Origin of the sequence: Paenibacillus odorifer, assembly GCF_000758725.1 — a bacterium.
Lineage (GTDB): Bacteria > Bacillota > Bacilli > Paenibacillales > Paenibacillaceae > Paenibacillus_AQ > Paenibacillus_AQ odorifer.
In genome coordinates, this window is the sequence record NZ_CP009428.1 from 3654352 (window position 1) to 3673648 (window position 19297).

Below are 19297 nucleotides of genomic sequence, written 5' to 3' on the forward strand. Positions count from 1 at the left end.
GATCAGTTCATACCAAACTGGCTTCGAAAGCTTTAACATGGTGTTGTGGAGCTTGGCCCCCATATGCATGGTTACTGTAAAAGTTCATCAAACGCATATGTTATATGTTGTCCGGGACTTCTTGGCCCCTCTGACTCTTCTTATTCTAGAGCTCGTTCGTTAGAGAAACTTCTTATCTTTGTAAAGTGAACGAAAAAAATACCAATATAAAGTGTATATCTGTATAGATATAATCTATAATGGAGATATAATTTGTAATCCAACTTAGCATTATGTGGAGGAAAGTCATGAATATTATGAAATTGAACATCGTAGTTCTAATTGAAAAATATAAAAAGGTAACCGATGTAGCCGCAGAATTAGGCCTTAAACAGCCTACTGTTTCTTTTCATATGAAGAATCTGGAGGCTGAGCTCGGAACCCCTCTATTTCTTTACCGCAGCGGAAGAGTGCTGCTTACGGATGCTGGGCGAGCCCTTTATCAATACGCCCTCAAAATCGTTTCCCTCACAGCAGAAGCTGAGCGTACAGTCAAACAATTTTCTTCCCCCTCAAAAGGAACATTAGAGCTGGAAGCCAGTTTTATTCCTGCAACTTATATTTTACCTAATGTGTTAATCCAATTCATGAAACTCTATCCGGGGATTAACAACTCCTTGACGGTTCAAAGCGATGCTTTGTTACGCGAACGTCTCCGTAGTCGGGATATTCAGATGGCCATTTTACATACTTCGGATTGGCAGGACGAATCTTTTGATTTTCAGCTTATTGTCCGTGATGAACCTGTCCTAATTTTTGCACCGGGTCATCCATTTGAAGGCCTAGAGAAATTAACACCTGAACTAATTGCCAATGAGCCGTGGATTCAGCATGAGCAAGGATCTTGTTTACGAGGGTATGCCGATCAATGGGCACAATTCAATCAAATCCGTTTATGGAACCGATCCGAGTTGAATTCTCCAGAAGTGATTAAGCAGCTAGTTAGCGGGAGTGACTGTGTTGGCATATGTTCTAAAGCGGCGGTTAAAGCTGAGATTGTGCTAGGCAAGCTTAGCTATGCTAACCTGCCAGGGATTCTGCCTGAAAGCGGTGGGTTTGTGCTCGGCTGGCGTAAAGATCATATTTTAAAACCGTTGCAGCAATCCTTTGTTGACCTTGTTGAGTCTCTTACCCCTTAAACAAAGGGTAGCTCCTAAAGCCACGAATGGTTTAAGGAGCTACCCTTTGTTTATTCTATAAAAGGAAACATTAATTTCTCATTTTCACTTAAATACATATTCTCCTTCGTGATGACCACGGAGCCTGTGTCTATTATCTGTTCCACTTCCTCACCCTCAACAGCTTCAATCGCCGTCTTCACAGCTAAGTACCCCATATTAAAGGGCTTCTGCATGACCGTGCCAAGCAAAATCCCTTTTTCGAGGAGCTTCACCTCATTGCTAGAATTGTCGAACCCAAACAATTTCACTTTGTCCTGAAATCCCATATCCATAATCGCCTCCCCAGCACCTAGTGTAGAAGGTTCATTAAGACCGATTATTCCCTTTAAATTTGGCTCGTCCTTTAGCAAATCAATAGTTAACTGATACGCTTTTCGCACGGAACCATCACTGTATAATGTAGGCTGCACATCATGAACTCCATTTTCTAAAAGGGCGTCACGAGCTCCTCTTTCCCTCTCTATTGCTGTCGCAGAGCCTTGTACAAAGTTAACGATGGCGACTTTATCCTCTGGATCGATATATTTTCTTAACTCCTGCCCTGCCTTACGTCCTGCTTCATAATTATCCGTAGCAATAAAACTCTCTGATACACCACCGCTCAAGCCCGAATCTACAGTAATAAGCGTAATGCCAGCTGATTTGATCTTTTCCGCGATTGGAATGAGACGATAATAATCCGTAGCAGATAAAATAATGGCGTCAGGCTTCTCCTTAATTGCTTGCTCCAGCAGTTCTATTTGTTGATCTACATCAAGCTCTGTATCCGTTCCAACCGTGCGAACCTCTGCACCGAACTCCTTAGCCGCTGTTGCCACACCTTGTTTCATCACTTCCCAGAATTCAATACTGCTGTCGATAGTCTTGGGCACATAAATAATGGTCCTAACCTTTGCGTCAAGCTCATTTGCAAACATACGATAGGCTAATGAACCCAAAGTAACAATGAAGAGCAGCAACAGAGTATACAGGCCAATTTTTGACCGTAATGCGCTCATTGACTCTCCTCCTCATAAATTACAGGTATTCGTAAAGTGGCCGTCGTTCCTTCCTCCATCTCGCTTGTAAAAGACAAACCGTATTTCACACCGAAATACAGCTGGACACGATGGTTCACATTTGCGACACCTACACCGCTGCCAGTCTTGAAATCTGATTTTTGCAGCAGTACCTTACCCATCTGCTCTTCATCCATCCCAATACCGTCATCAATGATCTGTACGATAATATCGTTCTGTTCTTGTCTTGCCCGGATCAGAATGTGCCCTTGCTCAGGATTATGTTTTATGCCGTGATAGATCGCATTTTCAACCAAAGGCTGAAGTACCATTTTTAAAATGCTGCAGGTTAGGATATCTTCTTGTACCTCTATGGAATAAGTGAATTTATTACGATAACGCATGTTCTGAATCGTTAAATAGTGCCGAATATGCTCTAATTCTTTGGCCAGCGGAATCAATTCCTCACCCTCACCAATTGTTGAACGGAGCAGCTTGGATAGAGATGAAGTCATCTCCACCACTTCCTCCATCTTTCCTGTCTCTGCCATCCAAATAATCGAATCAAGTGTATTGTACAAAAAGTGAGGTTTAATCTGCGCTTGCAGCGCCTTCAGTTCACTGACACGCTTCATCTCTTGCTCCAAGACGATCTGCCCCATTAACTCTTTAATCTTCATGATCATAAGATTAAACGTACGAGCAAGCTTGCCGATTTCATTCGTGCTCTCAATCTCTACGCGTATGTCGAACTCTCCACGTTCCGCTTTTTTCATATTCAGCTCCAAATTCTTCAGCGGTTTGGTCAGTGCGTACGAGAGAAATATCGATATAGCCATAGCAAAAATCAAACTAATTGCTCCCCATAAGGCGGCGGTTCCTTGCATACGTTGCTTGTTCGCGACCAAATCATCCGGATAAGTGACTCCAACTATTTTCCAGCCAAAGCTGGTAGTGTCCACAGTGTACAGTTTCTGGTCATTCCCCGTGTTAACCGTAACAGATCCATTTTTGATCCCAAGGACCGTCTCCAATTGTTCGAACTTGAGCTGGGAGTAGATCAACTGCTGTTGTGGATGATAGACAAGGCTACCTGCGGGATCGACGATAAAAACATAACCGCGTTTTCCCAGTTCGATTTGTTTACATAGATTATTAATTACACTGTAATTGAGATCTACGAGCAGTACACCTTGTTGATCCGCTTCCGTCACAGCATTCGCATTCGAGAGCTTTCGGCTTATCGACACTACCCACCGGTATTCATCTTGAAAGATGTGCTGCACATGAGAGGAAGAAACTGCAACGTCTAGTTGATTCATAGCTTTTTGATACCAATCTTGAGCTATTAGTTCAGGAAGCGGTTTCAAAACAGCATGCTGTCGATCCGAAACGGTCATGCCATCTGAGCCTGCATATAATATAGAGGAAATATCCGAGCGGGACTGAACGACTGACCGGAGATAATGACTGGCAAGCAGTTTATCCTTAAGCGCCTCTTCTTCATCTAATTTCGAGCCTTTTATATATTTCTCTAGATCACTGCTAGTTAACACCAGAGCAGCTATGCTCTCCATATTGCCAATGTAATTCTCGATATTCAGTTTTACTTGTTCTATTAATTGTGAAGTGTAGGCTACAGAATTGCCCTTGACTGCAGCTGAGGACAGGCGATAGGAAGTATAAGTCAGGACAATAGTTGTGCAGAGGATAAGAAGTGAAAAGGAGACAGCAATATTAGTATGAATACTTCGGCTGCGGAAAAAGCGCTGTGATCTCATAGAGAGAGATTCTCCTTCTGCCGGTGTCGATATTCCTTCGGTGTGCTTCCTACATTACGTTTGAAAATAACACTAAAATACTGTGGATCAGCATAACCAACTCTGGCAGCGATATCATATGTCTTCAACTGTGTGACCGTAAGGAGTTCTTTTGCTTTTTCCAAACGGAGTCGAGTCAGATATTCTATAAATGTTTCTCCGGTATGCTGTTTAAAAGTTGCACTGAAATAACTGATGCTCATAAAAATATGGCTACACAGCTCATTGAGTGAAAAGCTGTCATTACAATAATTCTCGCGAATATAAGCTTCTGCGGCTTGCATCTGAGAAGTCCGAACCGTTGTTCTCTGTTCCGATAGTTTAAGTATCAGCTCATGGCAAGTCCTCTCCAGATAATTCCTAGCTTCATCTAAAGTCTTAAGCGCAGCAACCTCTGCAAACATATTATGCGAAACAACTACTGTATTTGGGAAGCCGATGTCGACTACATAGTTCATCAAAGAAACCAGCAGCTGATAGATGCTGCTACGGCAACCTTCTATAGAGGAGGTATTACTTTTAAGCTCCTGAAACCACTTCAATAGAATTTCCGATACAGCAGAAGCTTTACCTGTCTTTAAAGCGGATATGAATTGCTTTTCCCATGAGGTGAAATGCGCCTGATCCAATCCCTTGCCAAACTCAAGATCCTGTATGGAGATAACTTTATTTATGCCTAAAAGGTAACGATATTCTATGGAGGAGACCGCTTCTTGGAAGGATAGTGGAATTTGTTGTACAGTATTATATTTTCTACCGATGCCTATGGTTGATGACAGCTTCAAATATTTATTTAAGCTACTCTGGACTTGCTCTGCGAGAAGCTGCGTTGCTACTTCTAACGCCTCTGAATTGCCGGATAATATCGCAGCGATTTTTCCATCTCTCGTCTGGAATACCACTCCGTCTTGCTCTTTCTCCAGCTGCTCTTGAACAATGTTAAAGGCGCCGAAACGCAGTAGCTCTGCATCAAAAGTTATGTTCTGGCTTCGTTTCTCCAGTTCTATATCTATAACGAGCGCAAGGTACACTTGACCCTGCAACTGAATATGAAAATAACTCAATTTATTCTCGATTTCTTCGCTTTTCATTCGAGTAGTTACCAGCTGCTCCAAAAATCGTTCCCGCAGCAATGGAAGACTCTGATTAAGTTGCATACGAAGCTTAACTAAATTCGCTTTCTGTAAATGCTCTTCATCTAAATCCTGCTTCATCTTACTTAGAAATTCAGCAAACTCACGTGCATTAATCGGTTTTAATAAGTACTCAGTCACCTTTAGCGTTATCGCCTGCTTCGCATATTCGAAGTCTTCATATCCAGTGACGATAATGACCTTCATATCCCGGTACCTATCCATCACAGCTCTGGCCAATCCCAGTCCATCCATAAAAGGCATACAAATATCAGTAATAATTACGTCAGGCCGATGCTGCTCGATCGCTTCCAGCGCATCTCGGCCATTATCGAAATCACCAACCAGCTCAAACCCATATTTACTCCATGTGATCTTCTGTTTGATCCCTTCGCGAACCTCATCTTCATCATCAACCAGAATTATCTTATACATCCAACACCTCCACAACTTTAAACTTATCAGCATAAGCATAATAGAGGCCGCCTGCGTGAGGCAACCTCTATTATTAAACTCTATTTGTATAGTAGAGGTTTGATCTCATCGGAATCCATATTGTTTTTATCATACCAGTGGAACCCCGTGTCGATGTTCTTTTCAACCGCTTCCCCTTTAATCGCTTGCACAGCTGCCTTCACAGCTTGATAGCCAATACCAATGGGGTCTTGTGTAACAGCGCCAGCCACAACACCACTGCGGATAGCATCCATCAACTGCTTGCCAGAGTCAAAGCCGACGACTACGATCTTACCATTCATTTGCAATTCATTTACTGCATTAGCCACACCTACAGCAGAACCTTCGTTAGAGCCATAGATTCCTTTCAGATCCGGATTTGCCTGCATCATCGCTTTCGCAAGGTCTGTGGACTTTAACTGATCTCCACCCCCATATTGCGGCTCTAACACTTGAATATCCGGATATTTTGCTTTCATTTGTTCCAAGAAGCCATCGCGACGCTGTTGCCCTGTGCTGCTCGTTTGGTCATGTATGACAAGGCCCACTTTACCTTTCTTGCCAATCAGTTCAGCCATTTTATCTGCGGCCAAAGCAGCTGCTGCTTTATTGTTAGTCGCTGCTGTTGCTACAGGGATATCACTGTCTACACCAGAGTCGAAGCCGATGACCGGAATCTTATTTTCCTTTGCCTTTTCTAGATAAGGAATCGCAGACTTGCTGTCTAGTGCGGCTAGCGCAATTGCTGCTGGCTTCTTGTCGAGAGCTGTTTGCAGCATCTCAATTTGTTTATCCACCTGACTCTCATTTTCTGGACCTTCGAAGGTAATCTCAACATCAAACTCCTTAGCAGCTTTCTCCGCTCCTTGCTTTACCGCTTGCCAGAATTGATGCTGGAACCCTTTTGATATGACTGGAATGTATGGTTTGTCTGAACCGGATGCACTCTTGTTACTATCATTGTTGTTACATGCACTCAGCAAAGTAGTGACTAACAATAGACTGGCAAGCATGATAAACCCTCTACGACGTAGTTTCATTTGAATCTTCCCCCTCGTCATTTGCTTTGTATATCACTCCGGATGGAGATCATACCAAGTTTATTGCTTACGGCGGCGTAGAATATCAGCGTAAACCGCAATGATGATTACAACACCGACAATAACCGTCCGCCATTCCTGAGCCACGGACATAATCTGCAAGCCATTCGTCAGCACACTCATAATCAGTGCGCCAATAATCGTGCCTAGAATAGAACCTACACCTCCACTTAAGGAAGTTCCGCCAATGACCACTGCCGCAATAGCCTCTAGTTCATAGCCAGTGCCTAGTGATGGCTGAGCTGAATTCAGACGTGAGGCCATCAGGATACCTGCGATTCCGCTAAAGATTCCTGTAATGGAATAGATAATAATCTTCCATTTGACTGTGTTCACACCTGATAAGCGAGTGGCTTCTTCATTACTGCCAAGCGCGAAGTTGTAACGCCCAATAATCGTCTTAGACAAGATTATGCTTGCGATCATACCGAGTAATAAGAAGATAACGATGGTATTGGGTATACCGGGGATCATTTTACCCATAGCGATCTTGGCGAAGATCGGATCATCGTTGAAATAAATGGGTTTGGCTCCTGTAATGACAAGCGACAAGCCTTTGGTGACCATCATAATCGCCAGAGTGGCGATGAAGGGTGGAATGTTCATCTTCGCCACCATCAAACCGCTGATAAAGCCGCACAGTGCTCCAGCCAGAATCCCACCTACAATACCTAACGGGACGGGCAGACCCCAGAAGGTAATAATGACTCCAACCATAACAGATGAGAATGTCATTACAGTACCCAGAGCGAGGTCGATGCCACCCGTAATAATAACAAAGGTAGCTCCAAGCGCTAATACTCCGATTACAGCTGTAGAAACTAGAATTCCGACAAGATTTGAGAATTGAAAAAAGTTACTGGAGGATAAAGAGAATACGATGACCAATATGATCAGACTGGCAAATGCCAATAATTTTTGTTTGAATCCGGATTGCCCTCCCGTTTGCTTCATACCCGCTGGCTGACTAATCTCTTTATCCGCGATCTTCATAGTCCTGACACCTCCGGTTAACTCTTGAACAGTTATGAACGTTTCGTCGCATATTTCATAATCGCCTCCTGCGATGCTTCTTCTGCGGGGAGTTCTCCTGTTATACGCCCTTCACACATAATGATAATCCGATGGCTCATTCTTAGAATCTCAGGAAGATCTGAAGAAATGATAATGATCGCCTTCCCTTGACTCGCAAGCTGATCCAGCAGCTTATAAATTTCACTTTTCGCGCCTACATCAATACCTCGTGTGGGCTCATCGAAGATGAGTACATCACAGTCTCTAGTCAACCACTTGCCGATGACCACTTTCTGTTGATTACCTCCGGACAGAAACTTAACCTTTTGACCTACACTTGGAGTTTTGGTGGCTAGCGCTTCAACATGCTGCTCCGCTGAGCTTCGCATCTCCCGCTCCTTCATCCAGCCAAATGAATTACGGAATTTATAAAAGGAGGCAATCGCATTATTCATGCTGATATCCATATCCACAAGCAGTCCGAAACGTTTACGGTCTTCGGACAAATACCCAATACCATGCTGTACCGCTTGATGTGGCTGACGTATACGAACCGATTTTCCATGGAGCATAATTTCACCCTCATCGATGGGATCGGCACCAAATACGGCACGAACAACCTCGGTACGTCCAGCTCCCATTAAACCAGCGAAGCCCAAAATCTCACCTTTATACAGATGAAAGCTAATATCCTTGAACGCATGCCCTCTAGAAAGATTCCGAACTTCTAAGACAACTTGCTGAGTCTGTTTCGCAATCGTTGGTTTCGACGTTTGATATAATTCACGTCCAACCATCATGCTGATGATCTGATCAATCGTTATTGAATCGGTACGAACGGTATCTACATAACAACCATCGCGCATAACTGTAATGCGGTCTGTAATTCGCTTCAATTCATCCATGCGGTGAGAGATATAAATAATTCCCACACCTTTATCTCGTAGCTGCTCAATCATTCGAAATAACTCGTTAATTTCTGTATCTGTTAACGCGGCGGTTGGTTCATCCATGATCAATACCTCGGCTTGGAAAGACAAGGCTTTAGCGATTTCAACCATTTGCTGATTAGCAACTGTCAGATCTGATACCAAAACTCTGGGATCCAGCTTCAGATTCATTTGATCAAACAAAACCTGAACTTTTCGGTTTATCTCTAAATCATCAACGAACCATTTCAGAGCTTTTCGCGGCTCTCGTCCAATGTAAATGTTCTGGGCGACCGTAAGATGAGGCATTAAATTCAATTCCTGATGGATGATACTAATTCCAAGCTCCTGTGCTTCACGGGTATTAACAATTTGCACTTCATTTCCCTTGTACCACATTTGACCAGCATCCTTGGAATAGACACCTGTCGCAATCTTCATAAGGGTAGACTTGCCAGCGCCATTTTCTCCTACTAACGCATGAACTTCTCCACGCTTCAGCTCAAATTGACATTCATTCAAAGCATGAACACCTGGGAAAAACTTGTTGATTCCCTCCATACGAAGCAACACTTCGTTCATTTTGATATCCACCTCAAATTCTTTGAGAATGCATTAACCCTTAAAGTAATCGCTTACAATCCGGAATGTAAAATCATTGTATTCCCTATAAGTTGCCATTGTAATGGAATAATCTCCGTAAAAAAGTTTAAAATTTTATGTTTTACACACAAAAAAACTGAACCGAGAGCACCTCAGTTCAGCACAAATGTTATATCCTAAAAAATCACATGTCAGCGATCCCTCTTACAGGCTTGCGCCATTTCCAGCCACCAATGTGAAGGTCTTAGGAATTCCCTTATCATACACGTCGGAAGATAGATTAGGTTCTTCTACTAATTGGCGGATCACTAGTCCGCTATTAGCTGCTGCGGTTACAATTTCTCCGAGTGTCCAGCGGCGCCAATACACAACACTATGCTCTTGTACACCTGCTGGTTTACCTGTGGAAGGCAAATACTTGGAATAGGATACCTTTTTCTCTTCCAATGATGAGTCAAAATAATCTCCGTTTACTTTGTGTTTGCGTACCTTCGCAGTAGATCCCTTCGAGGAAATAAGCTTGGTCGTTACCGGATGAAAATCGCGGAGTACAAATACGCCTCCAGGAGAAAGCAATCGGCGAGCTGTTTCCATGAATAGTGTAAGGTTGGTAAAGTAATGAACAATTCCTAACTCCGCGAAGACGATGTCATATGAACCATCAAGGACGTCTTCTGGCAGCTTAAGAATATCTGAGACGATATAGGTTAGTGGTACCCCTGCTTCTTGGGCAAGATCAGCCGCATATCGCGCATTGGCTTCCGAGAAGTCAGCAACCGTTACTTCCGCACCTAGTAATGAGAGTGCCACGGCCTTCATTCCGTTTGAGCCCATTAAATTCATCATTTTCTTCCCCTTCACCTCTCCAAAAAAAGAAAGGAGCGGGTAAAGCTTTGCACTTGGTTCCTTTATTAATTTTGCAGCTGCTTCTGGCGGTGTACCAAACCGAGTTACCCAAGCGGTATAAGTATCTTCGTTCCAAAGCTCTTCGCTTGTTGGCACAGCGTTTTTTTCTGCCTGATTATTTGAATATTGATTCTGCTCTTCCATCCATTGCTACCCCTTTATGTGTAAAATATCTGTTATGAAGCATTCTGAATGGCATCAGCCATCCGGATAGTTTTCCTTCTTCCCGCGTACAAATATACTGCGAGTCCAATCATAACGAGCAGCCCACCTGCCCATTGTAAGGTTGTTAGCTGTTCACCCAAGAGTAAATACGCTAAGATACTGGCACCCACTGGTTCTCCTAAAATGTTCATTGAAACCGTAGTCGCAGATACATATTGTAGTAACCAATTAAACAAAATATGGCCAAACACCGTTGGCACCACTGCTAACAATACAAAGATTCCCCATTCCTTGGCCGGATAATTAAAAAAGGAAATCCCCATGAACAGATTGTATACGGCGAACACGCCAGCGGCTGACAAGAAGACAATCAAGCTATATAAATAAGAGGGCATGCGCACCACTAGCTTTTGACCGATCAGCATATGTATAGCTACCGCCACAGTGCCTCCGACCGATAATAGATCACCTTTAAGATTATCTGCAGAGATTCCAATATCACCCCAGCCGATAAACACGACACCGCCAATTGCAATGCCAAGCCCTAGAATAGCAGACAGAGCTGTCTTTTCCTTATACAAAAAATAAACACCCAGCATAATAAATACAGGCTCCAGCGCCATGATCATTGTTGAACTAGCTACCGAAGTATACTTTAATGATCCCATCCATAGCAAAAAATGCAGCGCAAGCATTGCGCCTGAAAGGATGAGCATTAGCCAGTCTTTTTTACGAAGAGCAAAAGCAGCTCCACTATAGGGTCTTGCAAAAGGCAGCATCAGCAGTGAGGTAAATAATAATCTGTACATGCCTTGTATAGATGCAGGTGCATCAGACCATTTAATAAAAATGGCGGAAAAAGAGATGGCCACAATCCCTATCAACATTAATAGTGGAATCGGAAGTGGCGGTTTTTTAAGTTTCACATGTTACGCGTCCTTTCAATATCTTAAGTCACTTATGTTAATTTAACGCAGACCGTGAAAAAATGCATCTTTTTTCATAAGATTTCACTAAAAAAAGCACAAGCAATGTCATTTCTGACGAAAGCTCATGCTTCTTAAAAGGCTACGGCTTCAGAACAACCTTGATGCAATCTTCTTTTTTCTCACTAAAAACGTCATAGCCATGCTCCGCTTTACTAATTGGCAGACGATGCGTAATGATATCTGTAGGATCAAATTTATTTTCTTTAATCATCTTATACAGCAACGGCATATAGTGAATCACCGGCGCTTGTCCCATCTTTAATGTGATGTTTCGTTCAAATAGCTGACCCAGCGGGAACATATTGTAATTAAGTCCATAGATCCCTACAAGCTGGATGGTTCCGAATTTACGTACGATATCCGCGGCCATTCTGAATGCACTGAGCGAGCCCCCTTGCAGCTTCAGAACCGTTTCCACTTTCTCCAAGGCAGATATTTTGGCATCTAGACCCACACAGTCAATAACCACATCTGCGCCCCCATGAGTGATCTCCTTCAAATGAGCACCAATGTCCTTGATCTCTTCGAAGTTATAAACTTCAACATTATTGGTCAGCTTCGCATGTTGCAATCGGTAGCCGATATGGTCAACAGCAATGACTCTAGAGGCTCCTTTGATCCAGGCAAACTTTTGAGTTAGCAGTCCCACGGGCCCGCAGCCGAGAACAATGACCGTATCTCCCGGCTTCACTCCCCCGCTTTCTACTCCCCACCAAGCAGTAGGCACAATATCAGATAAGAAAAGAATTTTCTCATCTTCCATTTCTGCATCCTCCGGAACTACAAAAGGCCCAAAATTACCATAAGGTACCCGCAGCAATTCAGCTTGTCCGCCAGCAAAACCGCCATAAGTATCGGAATAACCAAGATAACCGCCTGTGTCCTTGGCGTCATTAGCATTGTCGCATTGGCTCTCCATCTCATGCTGGCAGAAAAAACACTGCCCACAGGCGACATTAAAGGGGATGATGACTCGGTCACCTTTTTTGACTCTAGTTACGTCAGGTCCCACTTCCTCAACAATCCCCATCGGCTCATGACCAATAACATAATCATCATGCATACCTGGAATTTCTCCGTTATAAATGTGCAGATCCGAGCCACAAATCGCCGTAGTGGTAATCCGAACAAGAATGTCATCTTTTTTCTCAAGCTTCGGATCAGCTACTTCTTTAACTTTCACTTTTTTCTTCCCTTGGTAGGTTAGTGCTTTCATGCTGTTAATCCGCTCCTTTGGAGATGGTCTAGAGATATAACGTTCATACCTTTCTATGTTATATCCCTAAGCCCTAACCTCTTATCCATGAAGAAGCGGAGAATACATCATCAGTGCGTAATTATCAGTTACAGCTTCATCTCCAATTAGATCTCCAGATCGGGTATATACTTTTCGACTGATCTTATTACTGCGTATATATCCGCCCCAAGGCTCTAGACTAATCCTATGATCACTTTCGTATACTTCATAATCATAAAGCGCCTGCTCATTGCATCTCCATTCCCCGTGTAAATGGCTATCGTCCAGCCAGAGCTTTAGTTGATACGTTTGAGCGGTGTTATTTTTCAATTGAAGATCCAAATAGTTATAAGAACAGGTCGCCCCGCTTCCAAAAGGTTGTGTACGTTGTTCATCTGGAAATACATCATAGCTGTGACGATGCCGTTCAATAACGGTAAGTGGTGTGTGCAGTGCCATCCAATAGATCAGATTAGACAACTGGCATAAGCCTCCTCCAACCCCGGAATGAAAACCACCATAATGCAGCACCATACCCTCCAGATACCCTTTTCGTTTAGTGGGCTTACCAATACTTCTCCAGTAGGAAAAAGTCTCCCCCGGCTGCACAACAAGTCCATCCAGCTTCGCAATTGCCAGCCGTAAGTTAGTAATTTTATTGTATTGAAGCAGCATATCTACATTCCGAAGACTTCTTAATAACGGGGTAGCATGAGTCATAGCTGCATAAGATAATGTTTCATCCGTACGCTGCTTCGCTATTTTGCTTCGTCCAGTGTACCATTTCAAATATCTTTTCCAAATAAAATATCGTTTGCCAGCAAACAATCTAAGGCGAGAACGCTGAATAGGCTTCATGGCAGCCTGGGGTGTATTCATCTAGAACTGAACCTCGCTTTCAGCTCGTAACTGGGCGAATCTACCTCCAATTATCGCATTATGATGCTTAACGATCTCCCTACTACTCAGAACCCCATTATCAAAGGTGCTATGAGCATCTGAAACCAGTACACTTTTATATCCCATGCTGTATGCGCGTCTTATTGTCGTATCCAGACAGAATTCACTTTGCATCCCACAGATCACCAGATTCGTGATCTCGAGCTTTTGGAGTTCATCTTGCAATTCCGTTCGGTGAAAAGCATCCCAAGTAGGCTTCTCAACGATAACTTCGCCTTCCTGCGGTGTGATGCGGTGACTGATCTGCCAAGTGGGTGTACCTTTTGTGTACTCCTCATCTTCGGTATGTTGAATATACACAATAGGAGTACCTGCTAATCGAGCTTTTTGCTGAAGGGAGACAATCCTGTCCATCACACCCTCTTCATCGTACAGCTTTAGTTCATAGGAGAACATGGCTTCTTGAACATCGATAATTAATAATGCTGTTGATTGTTCCAAATGAATAACCTCCAAGAGCTTTTTTCAAAATCATACCAGAAACTGGGACAGACTATCTACCTACTAGAAGTTACAAATGTTAAAAATAAAAAACGAGCATCTGTAAGCTGATACCCGGACGATTTCATCAATCTTTTATTTGCCACGCTTATTATGCCAGATCAATGCATGCAACTGTGGAAGTACACGAACCTTGTTCATATCCGAATCCACGATTACTTTATTAAACAACCACTCCAGCCTTCCCAGAAGTCGAGCAGAAATGTTGCCCTCTTCCGTGACATCATCATTACCAGGCTGCAGAAAGAGCTGCACATTCGGATATCGCTGGTGAACGTTTTTCGCATAATCAAAATCATTATCATCAAACACTACGACCTTCAAGCTATGCGTAGAACGACCCAGTTTCTCCATCTTACTCATGATGTTATCTAACATTTCCCAATTCGTTGTCATTCCTGAGCTTGGGGGTTTAGGGCTGATTGTCAGCACATCCACGTCATTGAACCAATCCTGCCATTTACTCCCCTGAGTTTCTATCGCTGCTTTTATTCCACGCTCATGAAGCAGACTGATGAAGGTACCCATTCCTTCACCAATCAAGGCAGGATTACCGCCTGAAATCGTAACACAGTCGAAATTATCTCCAGCTAACGCCAATAATTCATTTATGATTTCTTCTGCTTCCATCATGCGAACCTTATTCTTAGCCGTACCATCCCAAGTAAAAGCGGAGTCACACCAGCCGCAGCGATAATCGCAGCCATAGGTGCGGACAAACATCGTCTTCACTCCAATTACCGCACCTTCGCCTTGAATAGTTGGACCGAACATTTCAATTACAGGAATCTTACTCACAGTCACAGCCTCCATACAAACGGTAGGATGGCCCTTCATCCGGAACGTCTTCAGCCAGCACCTCTGCCCAAGAGGTTGGAGTCTCCCATAGCTTTACCGAGTATAAAGGCAACCCTGCTTGCTTAAGCTTGTAGGCAATATATGAAGACATATTCTCCACTGTGGTGCGGAAAGACAATAAGGCTACTTTGGAGCCCGTATTCGTTAACGTCTCTAACACAGGTTCATTTCCCATAGCAAGAAAAGCGTGATCTAAACGATCTACAAGGCTTTGTTGTACTGTCATTTTGATATCGCTAAAATCAATGACGAAGCCTTCATCCGAGTGGCCTTCCGCGGCCATAGGTTTGCCCTTAAGCACTACTTCGAGCTTATAAGTATGTCCGTGCAGATTGCTGCATTTCCCTTTGTGTCCCACTAACTGGTGTGCCGCATCGAACGTAAATATTTTGCAGACTGAAACCTCGTTAAGCATTAAGAACCGGCCTCCATTCTCTCCGCCTCATATTGCTCAAGACCACGCTGACGCAATAGACAGGCTGGACAAGTACCGCAGCCACTGCCAATAATACCGTTGTAACAGGTCAGTGTGTGTTCGCGAACATAATCAAAATACCCCAGTTGATCGGCCATTTTCCACGTTTCTTTTTTATCCAGCCACATTAGGGGAGTGTGGATCGCAAACTCATAGTCCATAGATAAGTTCAGCGTAACATTCAATGATTTCACAAAAACATCACGGCAGTCCGGATAACCGCTAAAGTCCGTTTGGCAAACCCCAGTGACGATATGGGAGTACCCCAGTTGTTTAGCTAATATAGCGGCAAAAGATAAAAACAACAAATTCCGTCCATCGACGAAAGTACTTGGAAGCTCATCCCCTTCCCCAGCCACGATATCTATATCCTGACGGGTAAGTGCATTGGGTGCCAGCTGATTAAGCAGCCCCAGATCAAGAATATGCTGTTTTACATTAAACTTAGCTGCTATCTCTGTTGCAACTTCGATTTCAGCCGCATGACGTTGATTATAGTTGAAGGTAACTACCTGCACTTCCTCATACTGCTGCAATGCCCAAACCAGGCAAGTGGTGCTATCTTGTCCGCCGCTGAATACGACGAGTGCTTTTTTGTTCATATGAATCTCTCCTTATCACAAGTTGGAATTTAGCGGTTGTCCACTTTTTCTGGATAGAGGTCGTGATTGATTAAGCGGTGTTCCGCCATCGCCTCATACTTCGTACCCGGTCTTCCATAGTTGCAATAAGGATCAATTGAAATGCCTCCGCGCGGAGTGAACTTGCCCCATACCTCAATGTAACGCGGATCCATCAGTGAGATCAGTTCATTCATAATAATGTTGACACAGTCCTCATGAAAGTCACCATGGTTGCGGAAGCTAAACAGATACAGCTTTAATGATTTGGATTCCACCATTTTTTGTTCAGGAATATACGAAATATACAGCGTGGCAAAATCCGGCTGACCCGTTACAGGACACAAGCTAGTGAACTCAGGGCAGTTGAATTTAACAAAATAATCACGTCCGGGATGTTTGTTATCAAACACCTCCAGAATGTCTGGATCATAACCAAACTTGTACTGTGTTCCCTGATTACCAAGCAAAGTAACTTCTTGCATTTCCTCTTTCAATCTTCCTTCTGACACGACAAAAAACCCCTCTCTTTTCCTTCGGCCTTGGCCGGTAATGGAAAGAAGAACGAGATTTCGAAAACTTGGCTCCACTAAGAAGAAACGGAAGCAACGTCCGGATAAAGGACAGCAACCGCTTGTACTGTTTAATATATTCTTAGTTTTTTATAGAGGGAGTTCGCGAACCTCTCCTGCACAACTTTAGTGCAGACTTCTTCTTAAAGCATAAAGCATATTGCGTCTTGAACTATACCATGGGTAGCCCGCTCCTGACAAGTTCTACTCTTTACTGTTACCTTATACAGATCAGCAAATCACTCCAGATTAACGTGGATAGACCTGCGTATGTAGAGATTAGGAAGCTCAAAACCAATGCCAATTTGATTGTGGATTTCTTTTTAATGACATGAATTATTCATATGGTTAATTAAGATGCGGCAAAAAAAAGGATTCAAATCCTAAGAAAAGGGTAACTTATTCATAATAATCTTCGAGCTAAGGGTGGGAGCATTTTATGGAACAAAGTATACAGCAGCTTATGGATTGGCTTAACAATCATTTGAATGAAACAATCGCTATTGAAAAGAAAGAACTTCGTGATTTGGATAAAGTTCATTTCAATTTAGAGTCCGTAGATTTCCGGAGTGCAGACGATGTTATTGATGAATATCTTGGAAGTGCACTGATATTAAGAGGTTTCGGCAGCACACTTAACGCCGATGGTGAACTGGTATCCCTGCCACAATCCACTTATGATTTAGCTGTTGAAGGTCTTCAAATCGTAGACTTAGCCGACCGCAAGGCAGAAATAACTACGGACAGAGCTAATTACACCCTTTCAGTAGATTAAACGAACATGATTATGATAAGCAAAAAGAGCCCACAGCGATTGCGGGCTCTTTTTGCTTATCATTTATTCTTCTCCAATGATCTCCACTTCAGTTTCCAGCTCTACACCGAATTTATCCTTCACAGTCGCTCTTACATGGTGGATTAGCCCGATGTAATCACTGGCTGTTGCATTATCTGCATTCACAATAAATCCCGCATGCTTCTTGGATACCTCAGCACCGCCGATTCTTGTACCCTGTAAGCCGCTCTCTTGAATTAACTGACCTGCAAAACGGCCTGGAGGCCGCTTAAATACACTCCCACAGGATGGATACTCAAGCGGTTGCTTCGATTCACGTAAATAAGTTAGTTCATCCATTTTTGCCTTGATCGTTAAAACATCACCGGAAGTCATAGCAAATTTGGCCTCAAGTACAATGTACTCACCGCTTGCGAACACGCTTTTTCTGTAACCCCATTGCAGCTCATCACCTTGCAGAGTTACCAATTGCCCGTTCTTATTTATAGCTAGTGCACTATGCAGGACATCTTTGATCTCACCGCCATAAGCACCTGCGTTCATATAGAGCGCTCCACCAACTGTTCCTGGAATGCCACAGGCGAACTCAAGACCCGTAAGCTCCTTATCAAGTGCATATCTGGAAACATCAATTATTTTGGCACCACATTGCGCATATAAGAGATTGTCGCGAATCCCCATTTCGGTCAGTCCTGCCGTTTGCAGAACGATCCCACGTACACCTCCATCACGGATAATCACATTGGAGCCATTCCCAAGTACCGTAAGGGTTATCCCATTTTGTTCTGCATATGTAACGATCTTTTGAATTTCATCATAAGTAGCTGGTGCAGCCAAAATATCAGCTTTGCCGCCCATTTTAGTGTACACGTGATCTTTTAAATTCTCATGACTTTTCACTTTTCCTGCAGTCATTAGCTGCTCTAGGTCATCTTGAATTTTGTCAATATTCATGTTTTCATGCTCCTTTAACCATGTATAAATGATGGTCCTTGATCTATTTTAAAGAGTTATTATGAAATTGTAGGCAACCACAACTGTAACAACGAACAGGCTCCCTTGTCAATGACGGGAGCCTGTTCGTTGTATGATTTTAGATGATAATTACACAGCTTTATAGGCAGCAAGCTCGTAAGGAAGACACAGTGGCACACCCGTACGTGGATCCGGAACGATATCCGCTTCAATTCCAAACACTTCCCGCAATACATCTGGTGTCATAACCTCAGTAGGTGAGCCTTCGCTAACCACAGTACCGGACTTAATCGCTACCATATGCTGCGCATAACGAGTAGCATGATTCAAATCATGCACGACCATGATGATGGTACGACCTTCTTCCTCATTCAGCTTTTGCAATAGCTGAAGAACTTCGAGCTGATGCGCCATATCTAGGAAGGTTGTAGGCTCGTCAAGGAATAAAATATCTGTTTCTTGAGCTAACGCCATAGCGATCCATGCGCGTTGACGTTGTCCACCTGAGAGACGGTCAATAGGGCGATCATGAAAAGATTCCATGCCCGTAACAGAGATGGCGTTGGAGATGATGTTGCGATCCTCAGCGGTCATCGTGCCAAATCCCTTCTGATGAGGGAAACGACCGTAGCTGACCAGCTCAGATACCGTCAGACCGTCAGGAGCCGTTGGGTTCTGCGGTAGAATCGCTAGCTGCCTAGCAACCTCTTTAGTTGAAAAGTTATGGATCGATTTGCCGTCCAGCATTACGGTGCCACTCTTCGGCTTCATAATCCGGGCCATCGTTTTGAGGATTGTAGATTTACCGGAGCCGTTAGCGCCCACTAGTGCGGTGATTTTTCCCGTAGGGATAGACAAGTTCAATCCTTTAACTATAGTAGCCTCTGCATACCCAATACTTAATTCTTCTGTATTCAAACGTTCTGACATGATCTACAACTCCCTTAAAAGTTTTATGGAGCTTTGCTCC

19 protein-coding genes and 1 riboswitch are annotated in these 19297 nt (G+C 43.4%); of the genes, 2 read left to right on the plus strand and 17 right to left on the minus strand.

The features are described 5' to 3' along the window. Positions 1 to 287 precede the first annotated feature (287 nt). Positions 288 to 1178: a LysR family transcriptional regulator gene (locus tag PODO_RS15825; protein WP_038571421.1), complete on the plus strand. Its 891-nt coding sequence runs from the start codon at positions 288 to 290 to the stop codon at positions 1176 to 1178. 50 nt (positions 1179 to 1228) lie between these two features. Here the strand turns inward: PODO_RS15825 and PODO_RS15830 are convergent, their stop codons facing one another. The 15 genes from PODO_RS15830 to queF form a co-directional block, all read right to left on the minus strand. Then, the gene (locus tag PODO_RS15830) at positions 1229 to 2218 is read right to left on the minus strand and encodes a substrate-binding domain-containing protein (protein ID WP_036687526.1); all 990 of its coding nucleotides are present in this window, start codon (positions 2216 to 2218) and stop codon (positions 1229 to 1231) included. Beyond that, positions 2215 to 3999, minus strand: a complete 1785-nt coding sequence (locus tag PODO_RS15835; protein WP_038571423.1) for a cache domain-containing sensor histidine kinase — start codon at positions 3997 to 3999, stop codon at positions 2215 to 2217. Before PODO_RS15835 ends, PODO_RS15830 begins: the two co-directional genes overlap by 4 nt. After that, the gene (locus PODO_RS15840) at positions 3996 to 5606 is read right to left on the minus strand and encodes a response regulator (RefSeq protein ID WP_036687530.1); all 1611 of its coding nucleotides are present in this window, start codon (positions 5604 to 5606) and stop codon (positions 3996 to 3998) included. The genes PODO_RS15835 and PODO_RS15840 overlap by 4 nt, the downstream gene beginning before the upstream one ends. 80 nt (positions 5607 to 5686) lie before the next feature. Then, on the minus strand, positions 5687 to 6667 hold the full coding sequence (locus PODO_RS15845; RefSeq protein WP_036687532.1) for an ABC transporter substrate-binding protein: 981 nt from the start codon (positions 6665 to 6667) through the stop codon (positions 5687 to 5689). A 60-nt stretch (positions 6668 to 6727) separates the two neighbouring features. Further along, entirely contained in the window at positions 6728 to 7720 is a 993-nt protein-coding gene (locus PODO_RS15850) for an ABC transporter permease (protein ID WP_051491519.1), read from the minus strand. Between the two features lie 32 nt (positions 7721 to 7752). Then, positions 7753 to 9252, minus strand: coding sequence for a sugar ABC transporter ATP-binding protein (locus tag PODO_RS15855; protein ID WP_036687534.1), 1500 nt, complete (start codon positions 9250 to 9252; stop codon positions 7753 to 7755). Positions 9253 to 9477: 225 nt separating this feature from the next. Beyond that, positions 9478 to 10323, minus strand: coding sequence for a class I SAM-dependent methyltransferase (locus PODO_RS15860; RefSeq protein WP_051491520.1), 846 nt, complete (start codon positions 10321 to 10323; stop codon positions 9478 to 9480). 32 nt (positions 10324 to 10355) lie between these two features. Beyond that, on the minus strand, positions 10356 to 11270 hold the full coding sequence (locus PODO_RS15865; protein WP_036687536.1) for a DMT family transporter: 915 nt from the start codon (positions 11268 to 11270) through the stop codon (positions 10356 to 10358). A 142-nt stretch (positions 11271 to 11412) separates the two neighbouring features. Further along, positions 11413 to 12549: a zinc-dependent alcohol dehydrogenase gene (locus PODO_RS15870; protein ID WP_038571426.1), complete on the minus strand. Its 1137-nt coding sequence runs from the start codon at positions 12547 to 12549 to the stop codon at positions 11413 to 11415. Positions 12550 to 12630: 81 nt separating this feature from the next. Continuing rightward, entirely contained in the window at positions 12631 to 13449 is an 819-nt protein-coding gene (locus PODO_RS15875) for a VanW family protein (RefSeq protein WP_038571429.1), read from the minus strand. After that, complete coding sequence (locus PODO_RS15880; protein WP_038571431.1) at positions 13450 to 13971, minus strand: cysteine hydrolase family protein; 522 nt, start codon at positions 13969 to 13971, stop codon at positions 13450 to 13452. A gap of 135 nt (positions 13972 to 14106) precedes the next feature. Next, positions 14107 to 14829 carry a 7-carboxy-7-deazaguanine synthase QueE gene (gene queE / locus PODO_RS15885; protein WP_038571434.1) on the minus strand — a complete coding sequence of 241 codons (723 nt, stop codon included), beginning with the start codon at positions 14827 to 14829 and terminating at the stop codon, positions 14107 to 14109. Further along, on the minus strand, positions 14822 to 15304 hold the full coding sequence (locus PODO_RS15890) for a 6-pyruvoyl trahydropterin synthase family protein (protein WP_036687544.1): 483 nt from the start codon (positions 15302 to 15304) through the stop codon (positions 14822 to 14824). Before PODO_RS15890 ends, queE begins: the two co-directional genes overlap by 8 nt. Then, positions 15304 to 15966, minus strand: a complete 663-nt coding sequence (queC, locus tag PODO_RS15895; RefSeq protein ID WP_036687545.1) for a 7-cyano-7-deazaguanine synthase QueC — start codon at positions 15964 to 15966, stop codon at positions 15304 to 15306. Before queC ends, PODO_RS15890 begins: the two co-directional genes overlap by 1 nt. A gap of 29 nt (positions 15967 to 15995) precedes the next feature. Continuing rightward, the gene (queF, locus tag PODO_RS15900) at positions 15996 to 16469 is read right to left on the minus strand and encodes a preQ(1) synthase (RefSeq protein ID WP_038574518.1); all 474 of its coding nucleotides are present in this window, start codon (positions 16467 to 16469) and stop codon (positions 15996 to 15998) included. Positions 16470 to 16632: 163 nt separating this feature from the next. Further along, a riboswitch (PreQ1 riboswitch) is annotated at positions 16633 to 16676 on the minus strand. Between the two features lie 319 nt (positions 16677 to 16995). Here queF and ymzB point away from each other — a divergent pair. Then, positions 16996 to 17331, plus strand: a complete 336-nt coding sequence (gene ymzB / locus PODO_RS15905) for a protein YmzB (RefSeq protein ID WP_036687547.1) — start codon at positions 16996 to 16998, stop codon at positions 17329 to 17331. A gap of 63 nt (positions 17332 to 17394) precedes the next feature. Here the strand turns inward: ymzB and murB are convergent, their stop codons facing one another. After that, a complete protein-coding gene (gene murB / locus PODO_RS15910) occupies positions 17395 to 18306 on the minus strand; it encodes a UDP-N-acetylmuramate dehydrogenase (protein ID WP_036687548.1) in 912 nt (303 codons plus the stop codon). 150 nt (positions 18307 to 18456) lie between these two features. Then, positions 18457 to 19257: an ABC transporter ATP-binding protein gene (locus PODO_RS15915; RefSeq protein ID WP_036687549.1), complete on the minus strand. Its 801-nt coding sequence runs from the start codon at positions 19255 to 19257 to the stop codon at positions 18457 to 18459. Positions 19258 to 19297: the final 40 nt, after the last annotated feature.